This is a genomic window from Nitrospira sp., from assembly GCA_016715825.1.
In the GTDB taxonomy this organism is placed as follows: Bacteria; Nitrospirota; Nitrospiria; order Nitrospirales; family Nitrospiraceae; genus Nitrospira_D.
On sequence record JADJXO010000013.1, the window covers coordinates 142,203 to 163,813 of the forward strand.

General features: G+C 53.3%; 17 protein-coding genes. All 17 read right to left on the reverse strand.

The genetic code is table 11. From position 1 onward, the window contains the following. Nucleotides 1-23 precede the first annotated feature (23 nt). The gene (locus IPM58_17745; GenBank protein ID MBK9308883.1) at nucleotides 24-839 is read right to left on the reverse strand and encodes a glycosyltransferase family 2 protein; all 816 of its coding nucleotides are present in this window, start codon (nucleotides 837-839) and stop codon (nucleotides 24-26) included. Continuing rightward, a complete protein-coding gene (locus tag IPM58_17750; protein ID MBK9308884.1) occupies nucleotides 836-1,636 on the reverse strand; it encodes a glycosyltransferase family 2 protein in 801 nt (266 codons plus the stop codon). Before IPM58_17750 ends, IPM58_17745 begins: the two co-directional genes overlap by 4 nt. Beyond that, entirely contained in the window at nucleotides 1,633-2,955 is a 1,323-nt protein-coding gene (locus IPM58_17755; GenBank protein MBK9308885.1) for an O-antigen ligase family protein, read from the reverse strand. The genes IPM58_17750 and IPM58_17755 overlap by 4 nt, the downstream gene beginning before the upstream one ends. 59 nt (nucleotides 2,956-3,014) lie before the next feature. After that, nucleotides 3,015-4,175: a glycosyltransferase family 4 protein gene (locus IPM58_17760; protein ID MBK9308886.1), complete on the reverse strand. Its 1,161-nt coding sequence runs from the start codon at nucleotides 4,173-4,175 to the stop codon at nucleotides 3,015-3,017. A gap of 201 nt (nucleotides 4,176-4,376) precedes the next feature. Beyond that, the gene (locus IPM58_17765) at nucleotides 4,377-5,372 is read right to left on the reverse strand and encodes an NAD-dependent epimerase/dehydratase family protein (GenBank protein ID MBK9308887.1); all 996 of its coding nucleotides are present in this window, start codon (nucleotides 5,370-5,372) and stop codon (nucleotides 4,377-4,379) included. Then, nucleotides 5,369-6,526 carry a glycosyltransferase family 4 protein gene (locus IPM58_17770; protein MBK9308888.1) on the reverse strand — a complete coding sequence of 386 codons (1,158 nt, stop codon included), beginning with the start codon at nucleotides 6,524-6,526 and terminating at the stop codon, nucleotides 5,369-5,371. Before IPM58_17770 ends, IPM58_17765 begins: the two co-directional genes overlap by 4 nt. Continuing rightward, nucleotides 6,489-8,456 (reverse strand): asparagine synthase (glutamine-hydrolyzing), encoded by a 1,968-nt coding sequence (gene asnB, locus IPM58_17775; protein MBK9308889.1) that lies wholly within the window; start codon nucleotides 8,454-8,456, stop codon nucleotides 6,489-6,491. Before asnB ends, IPM58_17770 begins: the two co-directional genes overlap by 38 nt. Nucleotides 8,457-8,480: 24 nt before the next feature. Beyond that, nucleotides 8,481-9,371 carry a glycosyltransferase family 2 protein gene (locus IPM58_17780; GenBank protein MBK9308890.1) on the reverse strand — a complete coding sequence of 297 codons (891 nt, stop codon included), beginning with the start codon at nucleotides 9,369-9,371 and terminating at the stop codon, nucleotides 8,481-8,483. Further along, nucleotides 9,372-10,586 carry a glycosyltransferase gene (locus tag IPM58_17785; GenBank protein ID MBK9308891.1) on the reverse strand — a complete coding sequence of 405 codons (1,215 nt, stop codon included), beginning with the start codon at nucleotides 10,584-10,586 and terminating at the stop codon, nucleotides 9,372-9,374. It abuts the gene before it with no gap. Between the two features lie 121 nt (nucleotides 10,587-10,707). Beyond that, on the reverse strand, nucleotides 10,708-11,469 hold the full coding sequence (locus tag IPM58_17790) for an FkbM family methyltransferase (GenBank protein MBK9308892.1): 762 nt from the start codon (nucleotides 11,467-11,469) through the stop codon (nucleotides 10,708-10,710). 134 nt (nucleotides 11,470-11,603) lie between these two features. Beyond that, nucleotides 11,604-12,353: a class I SAM-dependent methyltransferase gene (locus tag IPM58_17795; GenBank protein MBK9308893.1), complete on the reverse strand. Its 750-nt coding sequence runs from the start codon at nucleotides 12,351-12,353 to the stop codon at nucleotides 11,604-11,606. Beyond that, on the reverse strand, nucleotides 12,346-13,083 hold the full coding sequence (locus IPM58_17800) for a DUF268 domain-containing protein (GenBank protein MBK9308894.1): 738 nt from the start codon (nucleotides 13,081-13,083) through the stop codon (nucleotides 12,346-12,348). Before IPM58_17800 ends, IPM58_17795 begins: the two co-directional genes overlap by 8 nt. 96 nt (nucleotides 13,084-13,179) lie before the next feature. Next, nucleotides 13,180-14,205, reverse strand: a complete 1,026-nt coding sequence (locus tag IPM58_17805; GenBank protein MBK9308895.1) for a hypothetical protein — start codon at nucleotides 14,203-14,205, stop codon at nucleotides 13,180-13,182. Beyond that, nucleotides 14,142-16,472, reverse strand: coding sequence for a hypothetical protein (locus IPM58_17810; GenBank protein MBK9308896.1), 2,331 nt, complete (start codon nucleotides 16,470-16,472; stop codon nucleotides 14,142-14,144). The genes IPM58_17805 and IPM58_17810 overlap by 64 nt, the downstream gene beginning before the upstream one ends. Before the next feature lie 27 nt (nucleotides 16,473-16,499). Next, nucleotides 16,500-17,372 (reverse strand): SDR family oxidoreductase, encoded by an 873-nt coding sequence (locus tag IPM58_17815; protein ID MBK9308897.1) that lies wholly within the window; start codon nucleotides 17,370-17,372, stop codon nucleotides 16,500-16,502. Continuing rightward, nucleotides 17,369-20,851: a B12-binding domain-containing radical SAM protein gene (locus IPM58_17820; GenBank protein ID MBK9308898.1), complete on the reverse strand. Its 3,483-nt coding sequence runs from the start codon at nucleotides 20,849-20,851 to the stop codon at nucleotides 17,369-17,371. The genes IPM58_17815 and IPM58_17820 overlap by 4 nt, the downstream gene beginning before the upstream one ends. Before the next feature lie 270 nt (nucleotides 20,852-21,121). Further along, entirely contained in the window at nucleotides 21,122-21,586 is a 465-nt protein-coding gene (locus IPM58_17825; GenBank protein MBK9308899.1) for a TIR domain-containing protein, read from the reverse strand. Between the last annotated feature and the right edge of the window lie 25 nt (nucleotides 21,587-21,611).

The window sequence follows — 21,611 nt, forward strand, 5'->3', positions numbered from 1 at the left end:
ACAACTCAAGCAGCTCACCTCCATCAGACACCATCAAGCTCATCGAGCCCGACCCTGGCGCGAACCGTGTTCGATCGAAAAAGGTTCTGCAGGCGCTCCTGATTGACCGGCAATTGCGTGCGATCCTGCTCCGGATGCCATAAATGAAACACCGTCGCGGCAAACCGCGCATTCTTGTGTTTCACTCCGGCGTGAAGCAGCCGAATGACTAAATCGGAATCTTCCAAGCCCCAGCCTTGGTAAGACGCATCCAGCCCGTTCACCCGAAGCAGATCTGTCCGCCATACAGAGAGATTGCAGGTCTTCATCCCGCTCCAACGATTCGGTGACCATTTTCGAAACGGACCATCAGGCAACTGCACCAGTGGGAGCAGGCGATTGACATCCCGCCGCAACCAGCGACGTGCCCACTCGACCTCACTCCACGCATGAATGGGGACTCGCTCACGCACGACACGGTTCGTCAATTCCGCTGAGAGCAATACGCGATTCGCGCCAAGAAAGTACCCAGCCTCGGCTAAATGCTTATGGGCCCACACGAAATGCCGGGAAGGGACACAATCGCCGTCGGTGAAAATCACGTACTCGGCACTCGTCGATGCAACGGCACGATTACGGATCTCCGCCGCTCGAAATCCCTGGTCTTCCTGCCACACATGCATGATTGAGAATGACGCACGTCGAGCAAACTGCCGGACGACATCTACCGTCTCCTCTCGAGAACCATCGTCCGCTACGATCAGATCAAACGCTTGATCGCTTTGACCACAGTAGCCTTCCAATACAACCGCCAGTGCATCAGGACGATTGTACGTCGTCACGATCACCGTCGTTTTCATTTCGATGGTGAGTCGCTGCGGCGGTGAAGAGGCGCCTGTTTGGGAAGCGCCCACATCTCTTGCTGCTCGAACCGCTTAGCATACCGATAAAACGTTCCCTCAAAATTTCCGAAGGCAATGACAAACCCGGCCCAGCCGTCCAGAAACCCTCGCTTCGCCACATAATGTTTAAGGAACGACCACATGCCGTGTAACAACGCGGTTCCCATCGACACTCGCTGGTCGGCGAGCTTTAGGACCCCAAGCGACGAATACCGGTTGGCCTTCTTGACAACCTCCTCAAAGTCCCTGAACGGAATCTGCCAAATGGCATGTTCCAACCGACCGACTGGTTTGGCCGTCAGTAATTCATACCCCTCGTGGACGGGAGACTCCACGTATTTCATAGATCCTTTCCTGAACAATTGCGGTTGGCGAAAATTCGGATACCAGCCGGAATGTTCGACCCAGCGCCCCATGAAATAATTCCGCCTTGGCACAAGATAGGCATCATGTTTGGGAGTTCCGGCAAGAATCGTAAAGATTTCATCTCGAACCTCTGGCGTGCACTGTTCATCCGTATCAAGACTGAAAATCCATTCATGAGTACAGGCCTTGATGGCTTGATTTCGCAAATGGCCAAATCCATGGAATGGAATCTGGACCACCCGGGCTCCCAATTCCTGTGCGATCCCAACCGTCTCGTCGGTGCTGGCAGAATCGGCCACGATAATTTCGTCGGCCCACAGCACGCTGTTAATGGTATCGGCGATCTTCTTCGCCTCGTTGTACGCAATGATATAAACCGAAATACTCATGTCCTGGCATCCAGTTGCGGATCAGTCCCCGAATACATGAGACCGGAGAACAAGCAGTAAAACAGTTTCTCGGTATGGTCATTGAGGGCAGGTTGGAACAGACAACCAATTGCGATGGTGACCACCAGCCCTCTGGCAAGCAGTCCGTAGCTGGCATCACCAACAGGGCATGCCGATCGCCATTGCTGGACAAAGAGCCAGAGCAGCAGACCAAACCCAACAATGCCTACTTGCACCATGACCAAAAGGTATTGGTTGTGCGGATGAGTTGGGACAGGCAGGCCAAGTTTTTGCACATGTTGCGCGTAGGCTTGTGTAAACCCTCCAGTACCGACGCCCATCAGAGGATGATCCTGAATAATCTCGACGGTGTAATGAAAAAATTCAATTCGTTCGGTAACCCCATCATACGTAGCCGTCCGGGGATTCCATTGTGCGACACCAGTGGCGACAAGGTCGACCCGATCATGGAACGATGTCGAGACCTGATAGGCAGCTGAAAATATCACACTGATGGCGACGACCGCCGCCACCATGCCTCGCCACCCGAAATACATATGGAAAGCCATCATGGCAAGCCCGGCCAACACCACATACCCCGTTCGGCCTTGCACCATCAATAAGACATTACCCGCCGCCAGGCATGACGCCCCCACCCACCCCCATCGGACCCATCGGCGTGAGGATTTCCAGGCCAACACCCCGAACAACAGCACACCGAATGCCATGAGCATGTTATGCGTAGTATGCTTTTTAAATACACACGGGTTAGAAGGTTCACAGACGGGATGGTAATTGTCGGGGACACAGGGGATGGATGGATCACAAGAGATCTGCTTTTTTAATAGGCACGGGTTGAAAGGATCGCAATTAATGAGCCCGCCGGTTGGAAGGATCCCCACGTTCAAGGCAAAGGACATCAGCAACGTGACCACTAGCGAGGCGGCCAAGGCCAGGACCGCTCGACGACGCTCTTGACCATCAATCGCCATCGAAACCAATAGCGGAATGAGTAGGAGATCAGCATACTTTTTCACCGCGAGCATTCTTTCCTCTAGCGAACCCATCCCCCATAGAGTTCCCACAAGCAACCAGCCAAACAGTAACAAGGCGCTCAACCCAACGGGGTTAGAAATAACGCGACGACCTCGTTCCCGCCAATTTCCACTGATACCCCAGCAGGCGACAAGTAGGATGACAAGAATACTGTCCGCTACAACCCATATGGGAATAGTGAATCCCAAAGGCGTGATCGCCCAACCTGCCGCTCGTCTCCCTTCTCTTTGCAAGCGATCAAAGCCCCAACTCATTTCTTGCATACGAAGATGATCACAGATATTCGAAATAATTGGATACCGTGGCGTTCGGAAAGAATCGACTACACTTTGACGATGACCCTTGGAGGGTCTTGGGGCGCTACAACAGGTACAGAAGTGCCGACACGAGTCGCAGCATGACTTTGAGCCGTTCCGGAAGCAGTTCGTCGCTGTTCCAATTTATATACCAGTCTCCCGAGAACGAGAAAGACACCCACCCACACGCCAAGAATCACGAGCCTCCAGCTGTCCGTCGAGTGATGATACAGAACGGCCAGACCTCCGCACAGTATCATGATTCCGTACTCCGCTAGCACAGCCCGACGATGACTCCATCCGCTCAAAACCAAACGCTGATAATAATGCTCGCGGTGAGCTTGCCAAATCTTTTTTCGATGGAGCACCCGCCGCATCAACGTGATCGTTGCATCCACGATGAACGGGGAGAAGATCATGATCGGCACCCATATCTCGAATATTCCGTCGCGAACGCCAAGAATCATCAATGTCCCCGCCAAGAATCCGACCGTGATGCTCCCTGCATCGCCCATGAAGATACGCGCGGGTGGAAAATTATGGGTGAGAAATCCTAGAGCGGCCATCGCCACGAACACGGCGATGATAAACATGACCGGGAAGTGGGCTTGCCATCCAAAATATGCGAGAAATCCAAACCCCCAAAATGTCATTCCCCCTGCAAGGCCGTCCATACCATCCATGAAATTATAGAGATTCGCCATCCAGAGTAGGATCAGGACACTCACTGGAATGGCCGCGATCCCAAGCAGGAGGGTCGGTCCTCCTGGTATCGGGACAGCAGACAAGGTTAAGCCGACCCCCCTGATAATGATGAACGCGGAGACCGCTTGGACACCTAATCGAAGAACAGCGGGAAGACCGACACAGTCATCGATGAAGGATACGACAAAAATGAGCAGCATCGACACCACGATCCAGAGACTCCCTGAAGCCACACCTTTCGGTAGCACAGCTTTCGAGGGCTGGGTAATCGCCAACACACTCACAGCCAGAATGAGACTGATCACTACGCTACCGATGACGGCTAACCCTCCCGTCTGGGGAGTCGGCATGGAATGCAATGTTCGTTCGTTGGGATGAGCAAGGATAGAGAGAAATGATCCCGGCAAACATAAACGGTTGGTGAACCACCAGGCCAGTACAAATGCAAATACTCCTGGGAAGGCGATCATCAGGATTGACATGTTGCCCGTGCTGCCTTGTTAGGTTGTAACTCCAAACAATCCGCCTCTAAACCAGAAGAGACCTCGCTGACTTGGGCAAGCTCTATGACTCATTTTTACATTGAAATCAAGACGCACAAGCCTTCCAACCAGGAGTTTTTAAAATTGTCACTCGGTCTGCTCGGACGTAGGCGACACAAGGATTCAGGCGATGAGATCGGCTCAACAGCCTGGACGTCCCACATCACGATAAAACGCGATCAACTCCGGAACCGTTTCCTGGAAGGAATACGCGGGTTGATATCCCAATTCATGCGCAATGGCCGACGGATTGTACCAGGCCCAACCGATGAGCTTTGTCAGTTGTGGTGTCGTCATGGGAACAGACTTACCACTGATTGCCTGCAATACATCACCACATCGCGCACCACTTTTGAGAATCCACAGCGGTACTCGCCATTGCGGAGGTGCCTGGCCCAATCCAGCTCGTAACCAGTCATAGAGATCAGTCGCCGAATAGGGGTCGGCATCGGCTACGATATACGCCGCTCGCTTGATACCTAGTGCGCGAAGACACAGCAATACAGCCTGTACGAAATTCTCGACGTGTAAGAGGCTCCGGACTGCCGAGAGACGAGGCAAAATCGGAAACCGTCCATGATCGATCGCCTCAATCATCCGATACAAGTTACCTTTCTTTGTCGGACCATAGACCATCGGAAGACGAAGCGAGACAGCAGTGAGACCATATCGCACTGCATACTCCGAAACTAGCTGCTCGGCTTGCCATTTTGATCGGCCATAAGCGGTCTGTGGATCGGGAGTCTGTGTTTCATCGACACACCCACTCGTTTCCTCACCAAAAACTTTAACCGAACTCGCAAACACAATCCGATTTACCCCGGATCTCACGGCCGCCTCTAGGACATGTCTCGTACCGAAGACATTAACGGATTCATAGTCCTTCCATGCGGCGGAATCATCGATCGCATGAACCTTTGCCGCCAAATGCACGATGGCTTCGCAGCCTACTGTCACCTCTTGTACTTTACTCACATCTCGGATATCTGCCGTAACGGTCTCGACCTCCGGAGAGAGCGAAAAGGATCGAGATGTATTACGAAGCAACGCACGAACCTGATATCCGGAGCGGGTAAGCGCTTGGACGAGGGACAAGCCCAAAAACCCCCCAGCCCCTGTGACAAGCACTTTGCTCATGCATATCCATGAGAACGATCAATCCCCGAGGCCGTCACCATATCCCGGTAGAGAGCTAGTACCTGTTCGGTGATCCGTGGGCTTGACCATTCCGCCAGAACACGGGTCCGGCTTCGCTGTCCCATCACCTCTCGCAACGCCTGGTCGGATAACAGTTCTTCAATGGCCGCCGCCAACGCCGTGGAGTCCTTCGAGGCAACCAGCAGCCCATTAAACCGATCCCGTACGATCTCCCGACAACCGGGAACATCCGTGGCCACTATGGCCTTGCCACAGGCTGCCGCTTCCAACAACACTTTGGGAAGCCCCTCTCGATACGACGGCAGCACGACGAGCATGGCCGCTGCATAGACAGCCGGCATATCATCTCGATGTCCCCACCACTCAACCATCCCTTCCTGCACCCACTCCTTCAGGCGGATTTCCGGAATGGCCGCCGGGTTATGTTCATCCCGGCGACCAACGAGAATGAACCGGACATGGACGCCTTTTTGCTTCAGCCGTCTGGCGGCTTCTACAAATTCCCCGACGCCTTTGTCCCAGAGCATACGTGCCGGCAGCACAACAACCGGAATGCCGGATGGCTGCGGCTGCATGGAATAGGCCTCGACATCGATGCCTGACCCGGCAATAATCCGCGATCGAGAGGCAGGAACCACCCCCTCTCCGACGAGCCGATCCTGATCATCTTGATTTTGGACCAGTACGACGGAATGGCTCACACGGAGTACGGTTCTGAATGCCGTCTTGACGCACCAACGCAACAGCCCGTTCCGTTCATCCATGAAAGCATACCCAAGACCGGCGAATGCGTTAATGACGGACGGGACTCGGGTAAGCCACGCAGCCAGGGATCCGTACAGAATCGGCTTCATGGCCACATGATGCACCACATCGGGGTTCACGCGGCGATACAACCGCACAAGTTCTGCCACGGCAATCACCTCGCGAAACGGGTTGTGGCTCCGACGGACCATTTCCAACGGTTCGAGCTGAAACCCTTCTCCCCGGATGCGTTCTCCGTGATCGGTTACGCGAGTCGCCACGATAACGTCGTAGCCTGCTTCCCGTGCGGCTCGCGCCAGATCGAGACGATGAGACCAGAAATACCAGTCTTCAGTGATGAGATACAGAAGGCGCGGATGACCTGCCATGAGCGCTCGACCAAGCTTGAAACATCAGCACATTCCAGAGCCAATACTGCCAATTGCGCCGACCTGAAAGGTGCTCCTGCCATTTCTTCCGGATTGGAGCAGGATCGAAATACCCTTCATGCCGGAGACGCGATTCATCTAACAGCGCTTCGGCCCAATCCTTCAAGCTGCCTCTGAGCCAGGAGTCCAACGGAATGCCAAACCCCATCTTGGGCCGCTCAACCAAGTGCTTCGGAACATAGCGGTACAGTACCTGGCGAAGCAGCCATTTCCCCTGGTTTTCTGTCCTGATCTTCATCGAAAGCGGAAGACTCCAGGAAAACTCCACGACGCGATGGTCCAGCAAGGGCATACGTGTTTCTAGGCTGATCGCCATGGCAGCTCGATCCAGCTTAGGCAAAATGTCATCCGTCAGATATCCCACCAAATCGTGAAGCATCATCTGTTCGCTGAAATCCTGCTTTGCCACCTGTCTTGCTTGGTCGTCGGCCCATATCGGTTCTTCATGAGCACCGATGACCAAGGAGGCGGTCTCTCGCTGAAGCGACACGAGCCGTCGATACAATTCCGTCTGACTATTCGAATCCAGAACTGCGGCAAGTTTATGAACCTTGTCCCCGAGCGTCGACAGATGGAATGACGCTGGAAGCCCTATCTTCAATATTCTACCGATCCGATCCCACTGCTCAGGCGACAGGACCGTCAGTGCAGAGGCCGTGATCGTTCTCATGGAAACAGGCACTCGTGCGACTCGACGCCAGATCGAGCTCCCCCACGAATACCGATTGTAGCCTCCGAATAACTCATCACCTCCATCCCCAGAAAGCGCGACCGTGACCTGTTGCTTGGCCAATCTCGCGACAAGATGGGTTGGAATGGCGGACGAATCACCGAATGGTTCGTCATACATCGACGGCAGGAGCGGAATCACGGCCAAGGCATCGGCCGGACTCACATAGAATTCGGTATGGTCCGTTCCCAGATGTTCAGCGACAGCCTTCGCGCCGGGCGCTTCATTATAATCATTTTCACCGAAACCCAGCGTGAAGGTCTTGATCGGACGAGATGAGTGTGCCTGCATCAGTGCCACCACGGTGGAGGAGTCGATGCCACCTGAGAGAAACGCACCAAGAGGTACATCGGCGATCATTTGTCCCTTGACGGCAGCACTCAATAACCGGTCTAGCGCATCCTCGGCCATGCGATCGGTCCAATCGGATCGACGGGTCTGTCTCGCAACCGCCGCCGCAGACCAATAGGGTGTGGGTTCCGGCCAGTATCCTGGCGCGCAGGTGGAAGCGATCGTCGTATAGGTTCCAGGTAAGAGTTTTCGAATCCCAGTGTAAATCGAATATGGTAACGGCACATAGGCATAGCGCATGAACAAGGCCAAGGCCTCCCGATCAATCTCACCGCGCCAGTCTGGGTAGGCTTCCAACGCTTTCAGCTCCGAGGCAAAGAGAAACGTTCCGTTGGACCACCCATAGTAGAGCGGCTTCTCTCCGATTCGGTCACGAGCCAGGATCAGGCGTCGCTCGACGCGATCCCAGAGAGCCAAGGCAAACATCCCCGCAGTGGCCTGAAGCGTTTTTTCCACACCCCAGGTTTCAAAGGCCGCCAACAGCGTCTCAGTGTCAGAATGCCCGCGCCACGATAGGCCCGCGAGTTGCCCCCGGAGTTCCAGATGATTGTAGATTTCACCGTTGAATACGATGACATATCGACCGGAAGCCGATTCCATGGGTTGATGGCCCGCGGGAGACAGGTCGAGGATCGACAGGCGGACATGCCCAAAGGCAAGCCCGTAGTTGGAATCGCACCACACTCCTGAATTGTCAGGACCACGATAACGAATCCGCTCGGCCATTCCTGAAACAATATGGCTATGCTCAGTGCCCCGATAGGACATCATTCCGGCAATGCCACACATCAATGTACCGAACGAACTGAATGGTCAGGCATGCGTGAGTATTGTCTGTTCATGGGCCAACCCCGCCCACACCGATTGCCACTGGTCTCTCTCTGCTTGACCAACGGAGCCCCAGGACCTGTGAGATCCGCTCCCAACCGTGCGGCCCAACTGAAGGACCACGTCTCTTGCAAAAGCGACGCTATGCACACCCACGCCCATCATCGCCCACCGTAATGAGGAGCAGTCATGCACTCTAGCAAGAAGCCGACGACAATAGTTGCGCCGACCACGACCCAGCTTTCCAGCTTTGATTTCAGTCATGCGATAGCCCAAGAGCACTTCCTCCAACGCGGCAAAGCGACTGAGGGAAAAGCATTGAAGGAGGAGTGCTTGATCTTCACACCGACTATCTTGGTCAGAATAGGGATGAGAGAGGAACCAGGCCCGCTTGCCCATCCATGTCGGATGGGCAAGCGGAAATCCCCACCATGGACGTCGGCAAATAGCCTCGTGCGAGCAGGCCGTTGGATAGAGACCAACACTCTCTCCTTCCTCCTTGAATATCACAGCGCCAGTTCCCAATAGATCAATGTCGGGATGCTCCTCAAGAAACCGAACTTGCCGTTCGAAGCGCTGCGGATACGACACATCATCGGCATCCATTCGGGCAACATAGTGCCCTTTCGCCAGACGTACACATTGATTCAACCGCGATGCTAAACCCATATTACCAGATGGCTCCTGAATGAATCGGACACGAGGATCCTTGACCTGCATCACACGTTCCGCTGTCTGATCAGTCGAGCCATCGTCGACAACGATCAGTTCCCAGTCTTGATACGTTTGGGTAAGAATCGACCGCAACGCAAGGTCGATGGTCCCCGACGCGTTGTACGCCGACATCACCACTGTGACCAGAGGCCGTGCGTTCAATCAACTTTCCCTGTAAAACATCCGGCCAGGCCACCCCGCGGCGCCGTAGGTCCAGGCTCCCCGCAAGCGCCAGGACAACTCAAATGCCAGCCGACGCGCGGCACGAGCTCCCCGTCGTTTTCCCCAGATCAACCCAGCACATGAAACACATAGAGTTCTGAGCAATGCTAACCATGGGCCGATCTTGTGCCGGCTCGCCACTCGTTCAAAGCTCGGCCAATCGATTGACCGGAGGGGTCGTTGAGTCACCGGTTGAACCAGTTTCTCGATCAACTCCTCAAATCGCTGATCATACGTATGCTCCTTACGGACTCGCTCGAATCCTCGGTATGCAATGGCATCTCGTTTTTCAGGATTGGCCAGAAAATAATTAATCCGCTCGGCGAGTTCATCCGGACCATTGAATACGATGATTTCTTCACCGATGCGAAAGTACTCTTCAAGGTACTGAGCGGGTTCAGTGAGTAGGCAACCGCCTGCACCTGGCACTTCGAATACGCGCGCCTTGATTTGGCGGCTACGGTACGGCAGCAATCCGCGAAAGTGAATGCCTGAGTCTCCGAAGTTTAAGGTGAGCACAGACTCACGGTAGAGACGCAGAAGATCCGTGGCAGAAACTGGCCCTGCTGGCCAGCCGTGACCGAAGCACTCGACCTGGATGCCTCTGGCTCGTAGGATTTCGACCCACTTGCTTCTGTTGCCATACGCACTGCCCACGAACGTCACAGGGTGCGTACACTGCCGGGCAGGCAACGGCTCAACCAACGTGTCACGGCTTGCCCCCCACTGAGTCAACACAAAGTTGTCCAACTTATTGTATTGGGCTTTCCCGACTGCCTTCGGATAGGTAGTCGCATAGCAGTCGACGTGCGGGGCCACGAAGCGCGAAAACTGTTCATATTTCCAGGAGTCGTCCGTACCCCAGTTGATGATTACAACGGACCCGTTCGCCCGAACAAGGTCCAACGTCTCCCGCCACAACTCGTAACTCAGGAGTACACAAAAGATTACGTCCGGTTGTTCCTGATCGACTCGGCGTAGAAATGCTCGATTCAATTCCGCAAAGTCACAATAGGCGGAACGATCCCAGGAATCAAAAAACGACACATCATGCCCCAGTGCCCGAAATGCAGGCAGAAAATTTATGTACTCGTACCCATCCCCACGGAGAGGATCACCATAGTTGTGCCGGCCAAAGACACAGAAAATTCGCATCAATGGAACGTTCTCGTGGAGGAACGGGCACGATATATGCCCCCTTCACCGATACATACTTTGGAAAGAGCACATACATTGCCCTCACAAGCTGTACGGCAAGTCCTTATCCCATACAGGCTCACGAAGATATTACGCCCCTTGCGGAAACGCGCTTACAGGTTTGGAGTAATTTCCGATTCGCCCACGCCTGGCGATCAACGGCAATCGTGTTGATATAGGTGTCCGCGTACATTAAGTAATCGTTCTGTTGCAAAAGACTCTGCAGTTCACCTATTTTCTCCTCACTTCCATCCTCGGTATAAGTCAGCGTTTCAACGCAGAACACCTTGGGTCTGAACCGCTTGAAATCCAAACTTTTCAAAATCGATAGATCCATTCCTTCTACATCTATCGACACAAAATCTGGTGTCAGCTGAAAGTACTTTTCAAGAACTTCATTGACTGTTTTGATCTCCACCGGAATCACCCGCTCAATTCGCTCTGAACCATACGCCTGGTACCGTTCCGCCTCCTCACGGGAAAAGGTATTGAGCGTCGATGTGGTCATCACAAAAAGCTCCGCCATGCCAGACACCGGTCCGATGCCCACAGGCAGGCAAATATCACGAGGGCGAACTTGTTTGAATGCCTTGAGGGCATTCGGGTCCGGCTCAATGCAAACACCACAACCACCTTGCGCGTAGAAATAGTAGGTGTTGCTGAGGTAGCGGGGATGATGCGCACCAATATCAAGATAAGACACCTTACCGACATCAAGCACGGCCAATACGTAATCGACAATAAGATCCTCGCCACACTGAGCATACGAGACTCTCTCGGATCCGATTGCCCAATTCGCCAAATGGCTGAGCCGCCGCCTAAGTCGACTACCAAGCCCCATAGTCCCTGCCCACTAATTCAATATTCATCTCTCCACACATTACTACTTTGCATGCAATGAGCTAAGGCCAGCCACTGCCCAGCGGATCGCATGCGGTTCCAGGCATATCCTACAGAAACCTACACTATTTACTGTCACTGGGGTGTAGGAGCACGCCGAGCCGTGACATGGTACCCTACAGTAAATCGCCGATCCTGGTCGAATTTGTCCAACCATTTACATAATAGGGGTAGGATCAGGCCAAGCACGGGGAGCAGCGCAACCCACGCCGGAAACCACAGGAACCGTGCTCGCCTAGGCAGAGTTTCGTTCCATGGACTGGTCGTTTGAAGAAACCGTATTGATTCCTGCCCGAAAAATCGAAACGACCCTTCGTTCGGTTCAATGGTGATGTCTTCAAATCCGGCCGCCTTCAAAAAGCGTTCGTACCACCAAGGTGTATAACCACCGTAGTAATGATAGGGCTCTTGATGAATTCCGGAACCGAGCGGCGCGGTGAGAATAAGTGTCCCTCCCGACTGAAGAATCCTCGCCAATTCAAAGACTACTCGGATCGGCTCAGGATGATGCTCCAACACCTCCGTGCAGAGCACTACTCCGAAACTGCGGTCAGGAACTGGGATAGCGGTCACATCCGACACGAAATCAATCGCCCCATAGCCGCCATGCCGAAGCTGGTCAGCCCGTAACGGGGCAAGATCCTGGGTACGATAGTCGCAATGTGCGAACAACGCACGATACGGACAGGAGCCAGCGCCGACATCCAGCACCCTGGTCCCACTCTTCACTCGCGACGCCTGTTGGGCAATCCAACGATCGCGCCGCACGACGTTATAGGCGAACAATTCGCTCTCAGCGAACCAAGCACGGAGACTGTTACTCACGTGTCTTCACGAATTCAAAAAGACCGCAGCCATACTCGATGTTAGCGACAGTCTCAGGCGAAACGTCCTCGGTGAACTGTCCCGCATCGTTAACGAGAGAAAACGACATCAGTTGGAGTTCATCAAAACAGTCCCTGACGGTCTTCGTGGAAAACACTCGATGTGCATTAAAACACACCCGCTCGCGGCCGACCGGCACCGAGAGAAACAGCCTTCCACCAGGCTTCAACACGCGCTGAAGTTCAGATGCCGCGAGTTGACTCCCATCGGGATTCAGCGGATCGCCATATCGCCCCAGACCCACATGTTCAATGACGTGCAAGGATGACAGCGAAGCAACGCTATTATCAACAAATGGCAACCGCACAATATCTCCTGCCAGCGAAGTCAAATTAGAAAGGCTGACACGAAGTGGACGATAATCGACGAACACGGTTTTCACGGCGGCACTCAGCACATTGATCATCATCACACTCGAACCAACGTCGACATGAAAGGTCGGATAGAGTCCTTGCAGGCGCCGCGCAAGCCATGCAGCTTGAAAAAAATAATGTGGATCGAACGGTGTGTCCACGACACGATCAGCGAGACATGGATACGAATCGCGGAACGAGATCTGTTGTGTCGCGGCCCTCTTATTATAGGTGTTCCATTCCACAAAATAGCGAGGCAATGCGGCAATGCTGGTCAGGAGGTGAGGGCCAAGAAACGCCGCACCCCACCGAACAATTGCACTGTTGCGGAAATGATGTCTCACGAAGGCGATAGGGAAACGATCACCATTGATAGAAGCAGCCGGAGAACAGTGGTGAGCGATCGAGATCCACTAGTGGCATACTCGATCGGTGATACTCCAGTATTCAAAAACGTCATGAGGAAATGGTCTTTCCCGCTCAAACCTCTGGGCCATGGCAGAATAGCTCACAAGGTCTCTCATATAGATCGACTTCCAGTCATCGATGCACTGTTGCACTATACTGACCCAATCATGATCCTGAATATCCAACTGAGTACAACAGGAGGCTATCTGGGAGGTATCGTGTGTTCCCAGCGAGATCGTAGCCCGGCCGGCTTGGAGTCCGGCGACGATCCGCATCAGTGACAGCCACTGCCACCCTCCCCTCTGAGGAATATTCACGATCACTTTCCCCAATTGATTAATAGCGTTGCGGCGATTCCTTGAAATAAATTTCCGCGGACAGCCCACCGACAAGCCCTCCTTCTCCAACAAGGCGAGCAACGTGGTCCGATACTCCGTCATGGCCCCTGTAAACACAAGGTCGTAAACAGTATTAAACTCCTTACCAACCGATTCACATGGAGCATCCCCAAGGGCAGGAAACGGGATCGTTCGCACATCTAGACCAGGCAACATAACCGATATGTTTCGCAATTCTGGCAAGTCGCCTAAGACAAAGAAACACCGTAGATAGGGCACGCACTCCATAAGATGCCTGATCCGATTCAAGATCGTGGTCGAGTGCATGTAATCGTTCTGACTACCAAGGGGGGCACCGTGGAAATAGACCTGACCATGTTGGAAATCCACATGCTCCGTCATGATCACGGCGACTCGTTTCCGTGATGATCGGCAAAACTCTAGCAATACATCTCTACTCTTTGCCGTCGGAAACCCTTCAATGACGACATTCAGAGAAGACCGGCGTGGCTGTCTTCCGACGGAAACTGGATAGCCATGCTGTCGGAAAGCGGTGACCGCAAAGCTCACCTGATCACCAATCCCATACAATTGATGATTGTAGACCCAACAATGGATCGAGGGCTTCTTCAGCGGATGCCTCGTCTTGCCGCTTCGATAGAATCGACGGGACTCCCCCAGTCCTGGAGCCATGCCGCCTCGGCAGTGAGTGCACTCAGAATTTTGTGCTGAACCTCTTCAAGCGAGGGGCCTGAAAAAGAGGGGGTAGATTGTCTCAAGAGCAATTGTGATCCTGCAAATTCGCCTTCACTTTGCAAGATGGCATGGAATTCCTTGCCTTGACGGACTATGTTGAAATTATGAAAACCCTCCAAAACGACCTGGACCGGTTCAGCCTCTTCTTCGCAGGCGAACGACTTCAACGCCGGAATACTTGCGGCAATACTTCGGAGCACCTCACTGACAGAATCCCCACGATGACATGAGGAATAGCCACCGGCCTCGGCCTTCTCCGGAGAAAATTCTCCTTCCCGCTGAAGAATGGCGTAGTATCGATCACGATGACGAATAATGTTGTAGCCGTTTACTCCCTGGCGAACGAGCTCGATCTCGGGTACTGCCTGAGGCCTGAAAAACCTGAGCCCTCCCTGCCGACGATACACCGCGAGGACTTGGGCGGCATACTGGTACAAGGCAGGAAACGGCCTGAGAGTTTTGGAAATCCATTGAACCAACCTGCGCCGCAATCCTTCGCGTCGCCCACCGAGCGGGTGAAGGTATGTTCCTTCCAGTTCTTCCAAGGTACTGGCGTACATCCCAGGCGGAGCGTCGTTTTTGCAATACTGGGCTAATACCGACCAGTCATTCAGCTCGATGCGAGAATTTCCATAGGTCTGGATCATAGCGCCACTCAATTCCCATACCATGCCGAACTCCGTCTTAATTCGTAACATCGGCTGTGAGGGGCTTTCAAATACTCGTGACCAACCATGATTCTGAATCGTACAATCGCTCAAGGCCGATTTCAGTTCGTCAGAAGCAACTTCCGTTGAATCAGACGTTCCTCTGAATGTCGTGTAGAGATCAGAAACCGAGCCCCAGAAGCTCTCGGCAAAACTCCGCCCTAGAAACTGCTTTTGTGCATGGGCGATGGTACGCCGGTGCATGTCCCAATATGCATCATGATCTTCAAGAAGCCGACATATACGGGTGGTCAGTTGCTCCACAAGAAAGCGATCAAGCTCCGGCCTTCGGTAATAGTGGTCGACCAACATGCCTGTTGCTGCGTCTCTCTGCCAGACCTCCGTTCGCACACCGCACAGAACAATCCCATTCTCCTCATCGGTGACGTACGCCGAAGTCCCCACGGTGTCAGTCACGATTGGAATCGCTCCCGCCCTCATGGCCTCCATAATTGAGACAGAGTGCAGAGCGACACTGGGAAGCATGACAAAATGCACGCTGGCCATTAAAGACTGTATTTCATGGCCTGCGAGATAGCCTTGATCCCAGACGATACTCCGGCCAATCTCATCTTTGACCCAAGACACATCAACGCCATATTCGCATAATTCGACATCGTTGGGCATTGCGCAACGAAGCATCAGAAGGCCGTCTCGACCACTGGCTACAATCTCTTTCCAGGACCGTAAGACAAGATGCCCGCCTCGGCGAAAGAAATTCGCTGAATTCTGGTTGGCAGAGTTGATAAACAAGAAGCGCGGTCTAGAAAACGAGGGCTTTTGCTCTGGTTTGTGCGTGGAGAACGCATCGGCACTTAACCCCATTCTCGATGAAAACAACTTCCCATCGATGGTTGGGTCGGACAAAAACGAGCTCAGCGCATGAAGCGTGTCCGGTACATGGGAAAAGATTCCGAGACACAGAGGATTCGCAAAAATGCTTCGATAATGCTCTTTGAGTTGCTCCTGGTTTTCAATATTACCAATTCCTTGCTGAGCAAACGGGAACAGAACTGGCGCAAACGACTCGCAGTGAAACACAAATGGGCGTTTGAGAGAGGGAAAGGGAGCGGTATGATGAAATTCCAGGTCACCCGTGAGCGCGGTTGTCAGAACGTGATCAGGAGGCCAGAAATACTCCTGATATCTTCTTGCGATAGAACTTCCATGAGATCGATCATGACAATGCTCTTCCCACTTTGCTCTCTCTACCATCGTCCTACGTACGGAAACATCATCTCGGAACTTGCGATAGAGCTTGACGTTATCCCAGGCGGAAAGCTTGACGGTATCCGGAACATGATCGAACAATGCCCGATAGAGCGGATGAAACCCATCTAATGGAATGTAGTGGCTAAGACTCCAGGGAATCGCGACGTGTAAGAGAGGGCTGGTCACTTTATGTTGTGTCGCCGGTTCATCACCCAAGAGATGTGTCACACTGCACAACCCGCTTCGGCCATTCATCGAGAAGCTGATCGTTCTTGTCGCCGCCACACCTCATGCTCTCCCAGATGTGGAGCATTAGTGCCCAGCCAAAAGTGGTTGAGGATACTCTTGAGTATAGGCAAATGCGAGGTGGCGCCCATCACGATTGAAGAAGAACCCGTTAGGACCACCCGGCGGGTGTGACAGGAGAACTAGTACCATGCTGACTACGGCGTAAGGGCTTTCCGTCGATCCCTGATTCATTTCGGTACGTGCCTCACCGGGCACCAATACGTTGATCTGCACATCCTTCCCCGGATATCTCACCGTACATTCAGCTGCGAGTGATGCCCCCAGCGAATTGACGGCTGATTTGCTGATATTGTATGACCCAAAACCCGGGGTCGATGCCCAGCCTGCAAATGAGGACAAGAAGAGGATCCTAAATCCATCGCCGTTACTGAGGAGCGGCAAGGCCACTTTACAGGTCAACCATTGCCCTGTCACGTTCGTCGCCAGGATGTCCGTCCAAGCAGCTGTGCTTTGAGCAGCGAGTGGAAACGCCGTCTCTCCCATTTGAGGAAGGGCCGCGCAATTGACTAGCCCATAGAGACTAGGAGTAACAAGCTGAATATTTCTCACCGCACGAGCAAGATCGCTCTCCGATCTAATATCCACGGGAACAGCGATACAGCCTCTGACATCGATACCAAGCGCTGCACCCTCGTCCATCGTTTCACGTATTTTCTCGATTCGTCGCCCTGAAATAAAGACCCGAGCTCCTGCAGCAGCAAGCGCCAGTGCAATACATCGTCCATACCCAGTGCCCGCGCCCGTTATCCAAAAATCCTTTCCCTTCAGCCGCTCCCATCTCGGTTGCGGCAAACCGAAACGATGTTCCCGCCAAGAAGCCGGATAGACGTTTTGCAAAATGCCTGGCGTTACAATGTTTTTCTGAAACAGCTTCATACTTCAACGGCGCTACACGACCTGCTGTTATTTTGGCCTAGAGCCAGGATTTCATTTTCAACGGCGTCACGGGATACGTCACGAATGACCCCAGGCATCTCAATGACGTCGATCTCGGTTAGATCAATAGAACCTAACGCATGCGGCATGCCATAGATCCAACCTTCATAGGAGATGACGTCGTAGCCTTCCTCCGGCATGGCACGAAGTAACACAGGTGATTTCGTAAACCCGGACGCGCGGGAGCGACCGCCAGTTGCAGCGACAGAGATCTCCCCCGCTCCCCCTCTGATTTTCCGGATCATACCGTCAACTTCAGCAATGTTTTCTCCGACCAGCATGCCGGGAACAGACGCGAGTAAACCGGAATCCCATTCCACATAGGCCCCATGCGGGACTCCATAGAACATGCCGTCAAATTTCACGAGATTGTAATTGCCGATCGTCCACAACAATTCCGGTTGAGCATTCTTTGTGACGACGGACAGAATGGAGTAATCTTCTCCTTTCACCGGCACGCCGACTCGCAGTTCGTGACCAACACCCCGTCCGGTCACAAGGCGTATGATACGTTTCAGCGGCTCTTTGACATAGGCGACAGCTACCGCGTGCGGGAGCAGACGGGCAAGTTGCAGATCACTCAGGTACCCTCCGTTTCCGCTATTAAAGCGTTCCTGACGGATGAGCCGCCGAAGCTCCTCTTCAAATGATGCAGGCAGCAGCTCAGCGATTTGACGCCATACACTGACATTACGTTTGCTTTCTCCCGTGCACTTGGGTCTTCTTTCGATCAATGATCTGCGACCAAATGGATTATGTAAGGCTTCCGGATCCACGGCAATGTACATCTTACCGAATCGCAGAATACGAGGTTTGCTGGGGATCGTAGCGGATTCAGACATGTCGCCCACGCTATCTACTCGCATGTAGGATCCGGACGCGCGCTGTTTTTTTTGATCATCGTAATGACCGCGTGAATTTGCCCATCGACCACTCTCTTCAATAACCGCGACAAGCTCTTCTTCCGTTGGATAGCGCAGGATTCCCGCGATTGCGTCCGACTCAGGGCTTGTCACATCAACACTGCTCAGTGCGGCAGGAACGCCATAGTACCAGCCGCTGTAGAAAAGGATCACATGCGTGTCCATTTTACGCACCAGGCGGGGCGATTCTCCCGCGATCCTGAATAACGGAGGCTCCGCCAACGGTTTGTCGGCATCCAACGTTTGGGTATCTTGCGCGGGGTACATAGGAAGTGCTTTTACTGGACGCACCGAAGGTTCCTCAGCGAGCGGCGACCGCTGAGTGGCAACTTCAAGCGCCCGCTCCTCTTCCCTAGGACTCGGGATATTTCCGGCATCTTTTCCCCCCGCCACTTCAAATTCTCCGGCGCTGATTGCGTCGCCATTCGCTGAACCGGTTCGCGCTTTGTCGCGATTGAATTTGACGTCCTCAATTACCCGATGAGCCCAAGCTCCCACATTAAATCCCGCATCATAGAGGGCAAGGACGATACGCTCAAACCGCTCTTTTCGTACCTGAGCGTCGATGTACGGATCGGTGCTGTGCCACTGGTCTGCCGGAAGGGCTCTCGGATACTTCTCGTACATTATTTCCTGAGGTTCCTTCAAGACAATGTTGTGGGAGGCCGGATCAATCCAGTAGACGCTGCCGTTCACCAATATCAACGGATTGATATTCGCCAGCCGACCGATATACTTGCGGTTCTTGAGAATGAGTTCGATCCCCTCCTCAACGTCTTGGTCGGTTTCTCCTGGCACGCCGATGACCCAGTTGACCTCTGTAAAAATCCCCACCTCCCAGCAATCCTTCAGATTCTGGGTAATCATGTCAACCGTATACCCTTTCATCTGCAGCCGTAACGTGCGCTCTGAAAATGCGTCGATTCCGAAACGAAGCGCGACGAAATTGGCTTCCCGCAGCTTTTCGAAGAAGGCTCGGTTTTGCTTCCTGTTGACACGCAGTTGACCGGTGAGCTTCACCTTGCGGTGGAGACCACGGCGAATAATCTCATCGCAAATCTCCATGACACGCTCGGGCATGCCGCCAAGATCGCTCTCATTGAACATGAACAGGTGGCAGCCCTGTCCGACCAACCATTCCAACTCATCCACGAAATTTTCCTTGGTGCGAATGCGCCAATAGAATCGTTCGGCACAGAACGTACAGCGAGACCAACGACACCCTCTGCTCGCGATAATGGGCGTCAGTTGGTAATCATTGAAGTTTCGGTACACGTCTAAATCACACCACTCGTACTTGGGAAATTCAATCTGATCAAGATTGTGGATCATAGGTGCTGGAATATAGGTATAGTCTGACGTATCGAAACGGGACAGCACACCAGGCTGATTGAAGGGTCGCTCGCCTCTGGCCAATGCCTCCAACAGCGGACCCGCGGTGAGGTCTGCTTCGCCAATACACATGTAGTCGCACTCCAGGAATGCGCGGCGGCCGACATCCGCATTGTAACAACTGAACCCACCAACCACGATCATGATATCCGGCAACTGAGCCTTAACGCCAAGCGCAACTTCCCTCGCCGCGGCCTCATTACACCCCTGGATTGAAAGCCCTAGTACTTTGGGCCGCGCTGCAACCAACGCCGTGATTGTTTCATCAATGACCGGCCTGAAGAACTCCAATACTTCGTTGCGCCCTGTTGAACCGGAAGCCCCTCCACCAGTCGCCGTCCACAGGTCATAATGTTCCGCCTGCCAAGGATCTTCCGGCAAAACCAACTCACCAGGAAGCGTGATGCGACCGCCCATGTCGAAAAGCCGGTGAACATGAAAGCGGTGATACGCAATAATATCGAGGTCGACGATCTCAAAATCCACCGCAGTCTTCTTCAGTGCATTATTCAAATATCCCAGTCCATTGGGCATCAACGACAAGTTGCGTGAGGGGCAGTCGACAATGGCCACATCCAGATTCTTCCTGAACCGGATCTCTGGGATTCTGATCGGATAAATATTGCGCGGTAACGGCGTCCATCCCCGGGTTGGGATAACGTCGGGCGCAATGTCCGCCAAAACCGTGAGATCAACGACGGCAACCGTCTCAGACAAGTATTTCATCATTTGCATGCGTGGGAAGGCCAACGTTTCACAAAGGAAAGCCGTTTGTGTTCCCACGGGCAACGTTCCCAGCTTGATGCCGGATAGGCCATGCAGATGGTGCAGCTCCGACAGGTTTTCGTACAACACAGCGCCGACAATCCGCATCTTGAGACCAGGGGCATGCTGCAAAAGATACTCGACAAACCTCTTCGAACCAACCAGAGTAAGGCCGGGCAACGTCATAAGGTGCATCCCAAGCGCACGCAGACACGCCACATCGTCTGGCCCGTTGTCGAAGGCGAAGCATTGGTGAGGGCTGAATGTGACACGTGCCCCCTCCACCTTGGCAGATGCAGAACCTTTCTTAAGAGTCAGAACGACGGCTGTATCAGTCATCACTCACCTCATATGCAGTTAAAGAATCCATCCCTCAACCGTTGGTCGGCCGCTTAAAAAATTCCTTCCGTTGACCAGGATATTAGGGCAACCGAATAGATATTCCAAAATACACAGGCAGATGTGCGATATCAATTACCGATCTACCGGTGCACCTTCACGTAACAATACCAGCATTGGACTCCAACAACGCACTGTTCCACCACACGGCCTTCTTCTAGTGGCCAGTTCCAGCGTTCTATTGCAAGCCGGTAAATCGCCCAAGCCCGATCATCGTTTCAGAGGCTGCGCTGCATATCTTGGTAGGGACCGCACTTCATCTATGGTGGCGATCAACCGTGCCGCATCCCAGCTGCTGCTCGCGTCGCACACGGCAGCGAGCTCACTCGGTATTAACTCTTTGTTGATCGCAGGCATCGCGATAATCGGCTTGGCATGTTTCTTCGCCATTTCGACTTCCATGTCGACCCAAAGACGGGCACTTCTAATCTCATACACTCCAGCTAGTAGAATAACGACATGGACGGGAAGGATCTGGCTTTCCAGCGAACTACGAATGAATCGGCCGCCGGCCTCCGTATTCGGACTGATGGCGGGATCATGCCAGGGCAGACTAAAGTTACGCCACAAAAGTCCCGGTATCTTGTCCATGAGTTCTGTAAATTTTGTCCAATCTTCATGAAACCGCCAGGCATGGGTAACGAAGAGATCGTAAGTTTTGGTATTCCCAGTCATGATCCGCTCAAAAATAGTGACGCGT

Coding starts and splice junctions, on each gene's coding strand:
- IPM58_17815 (MBK9308897.1), bottom strand. CDS start 17,372: ATGAAGCTGTTTCAGAAAAACATTGTAACGCCAGGCATTTTGCAAAAC.
- IPM58_17825 (MBK9308899.1), bottom strand. CDS start 21,586: ATGACTGGGAATACCAAAACTTACGATCTCTTCGTTACCCATGCCTGG.
- IPM58_17750 (MBK9308884.1), bottom strand. CDS start 1,636: ATGAGTATTTCGGTTTATATCATTGCGTACAACGAGGCGAAGAAGATC.
- IPM58_17820 (MBK9308898.1), bottom strand. CDS start 20,851: ATGACTGATACAGCCGTCGTTCTGACTCTTAAGAAAGGTTCTGCATCT.
- IPM58_17765 (MBK9308887.1), bottom strand. CDS start 5,372: ATGAGCAAAGTGCTTGTCACAGGGGCTGGGGGGTTTTTGGGCTTGTCC.
- IPM58_17760 (MBK9308886.1), bottom strand. CDS start 4,175: ATGTCAATCCTGATGATCGCCTTCCCAGGAGTATTTGCATTTGTACTG.
- IPM58_17790 (MBK9308892.1), bottom strand. CDS start 11,469: ATGGGGCTTGGTAGTCGACTTAGGCGGCGGCTCAGCCATTTGGCGAAT.
- asnB (MBK9308889.1), bottom strand. CDS start 8,456: ATGTGTGGCATTGCCGGAATGATGTCCTATCGGGGCACTGAGCATAGC.
- IPM58_17805 (MBK9308895.1), bottom strand. CDS start 14,205: ATGGCTCCAGGACTGGGGGAGTCCCGTCGATTCTATCGAAGCGGCAAG.
- IPM58_17785 (MBK9308891.1), bottom strand. CDS start 10,586: ATGCGAATTTTCTGTGTCTTTGGCCGGCACAACTATGGTGATCCTCTC.
- IPM58_17770 (MBK9308888.1), bottom strand. CDS start 6,526: ATGGCAGGTCATCCGCGCCTTCTGTATCTCATCACTGAAGACTGGTAT.
- IPM58_17755 (MBK9308885.1), bottom strand. CDS start 2,955: ATGCAAGAAATGAGTTGGGGCTTTGATCGCTTGCAAAGAGAAGGGAGA.
- IPM58_17745 (MBK9308883.1), bottom strand. CDS start 839: ATGAAAACGACGGTGATCGTGACGACGTACAATCGTCCTGATGCACTG.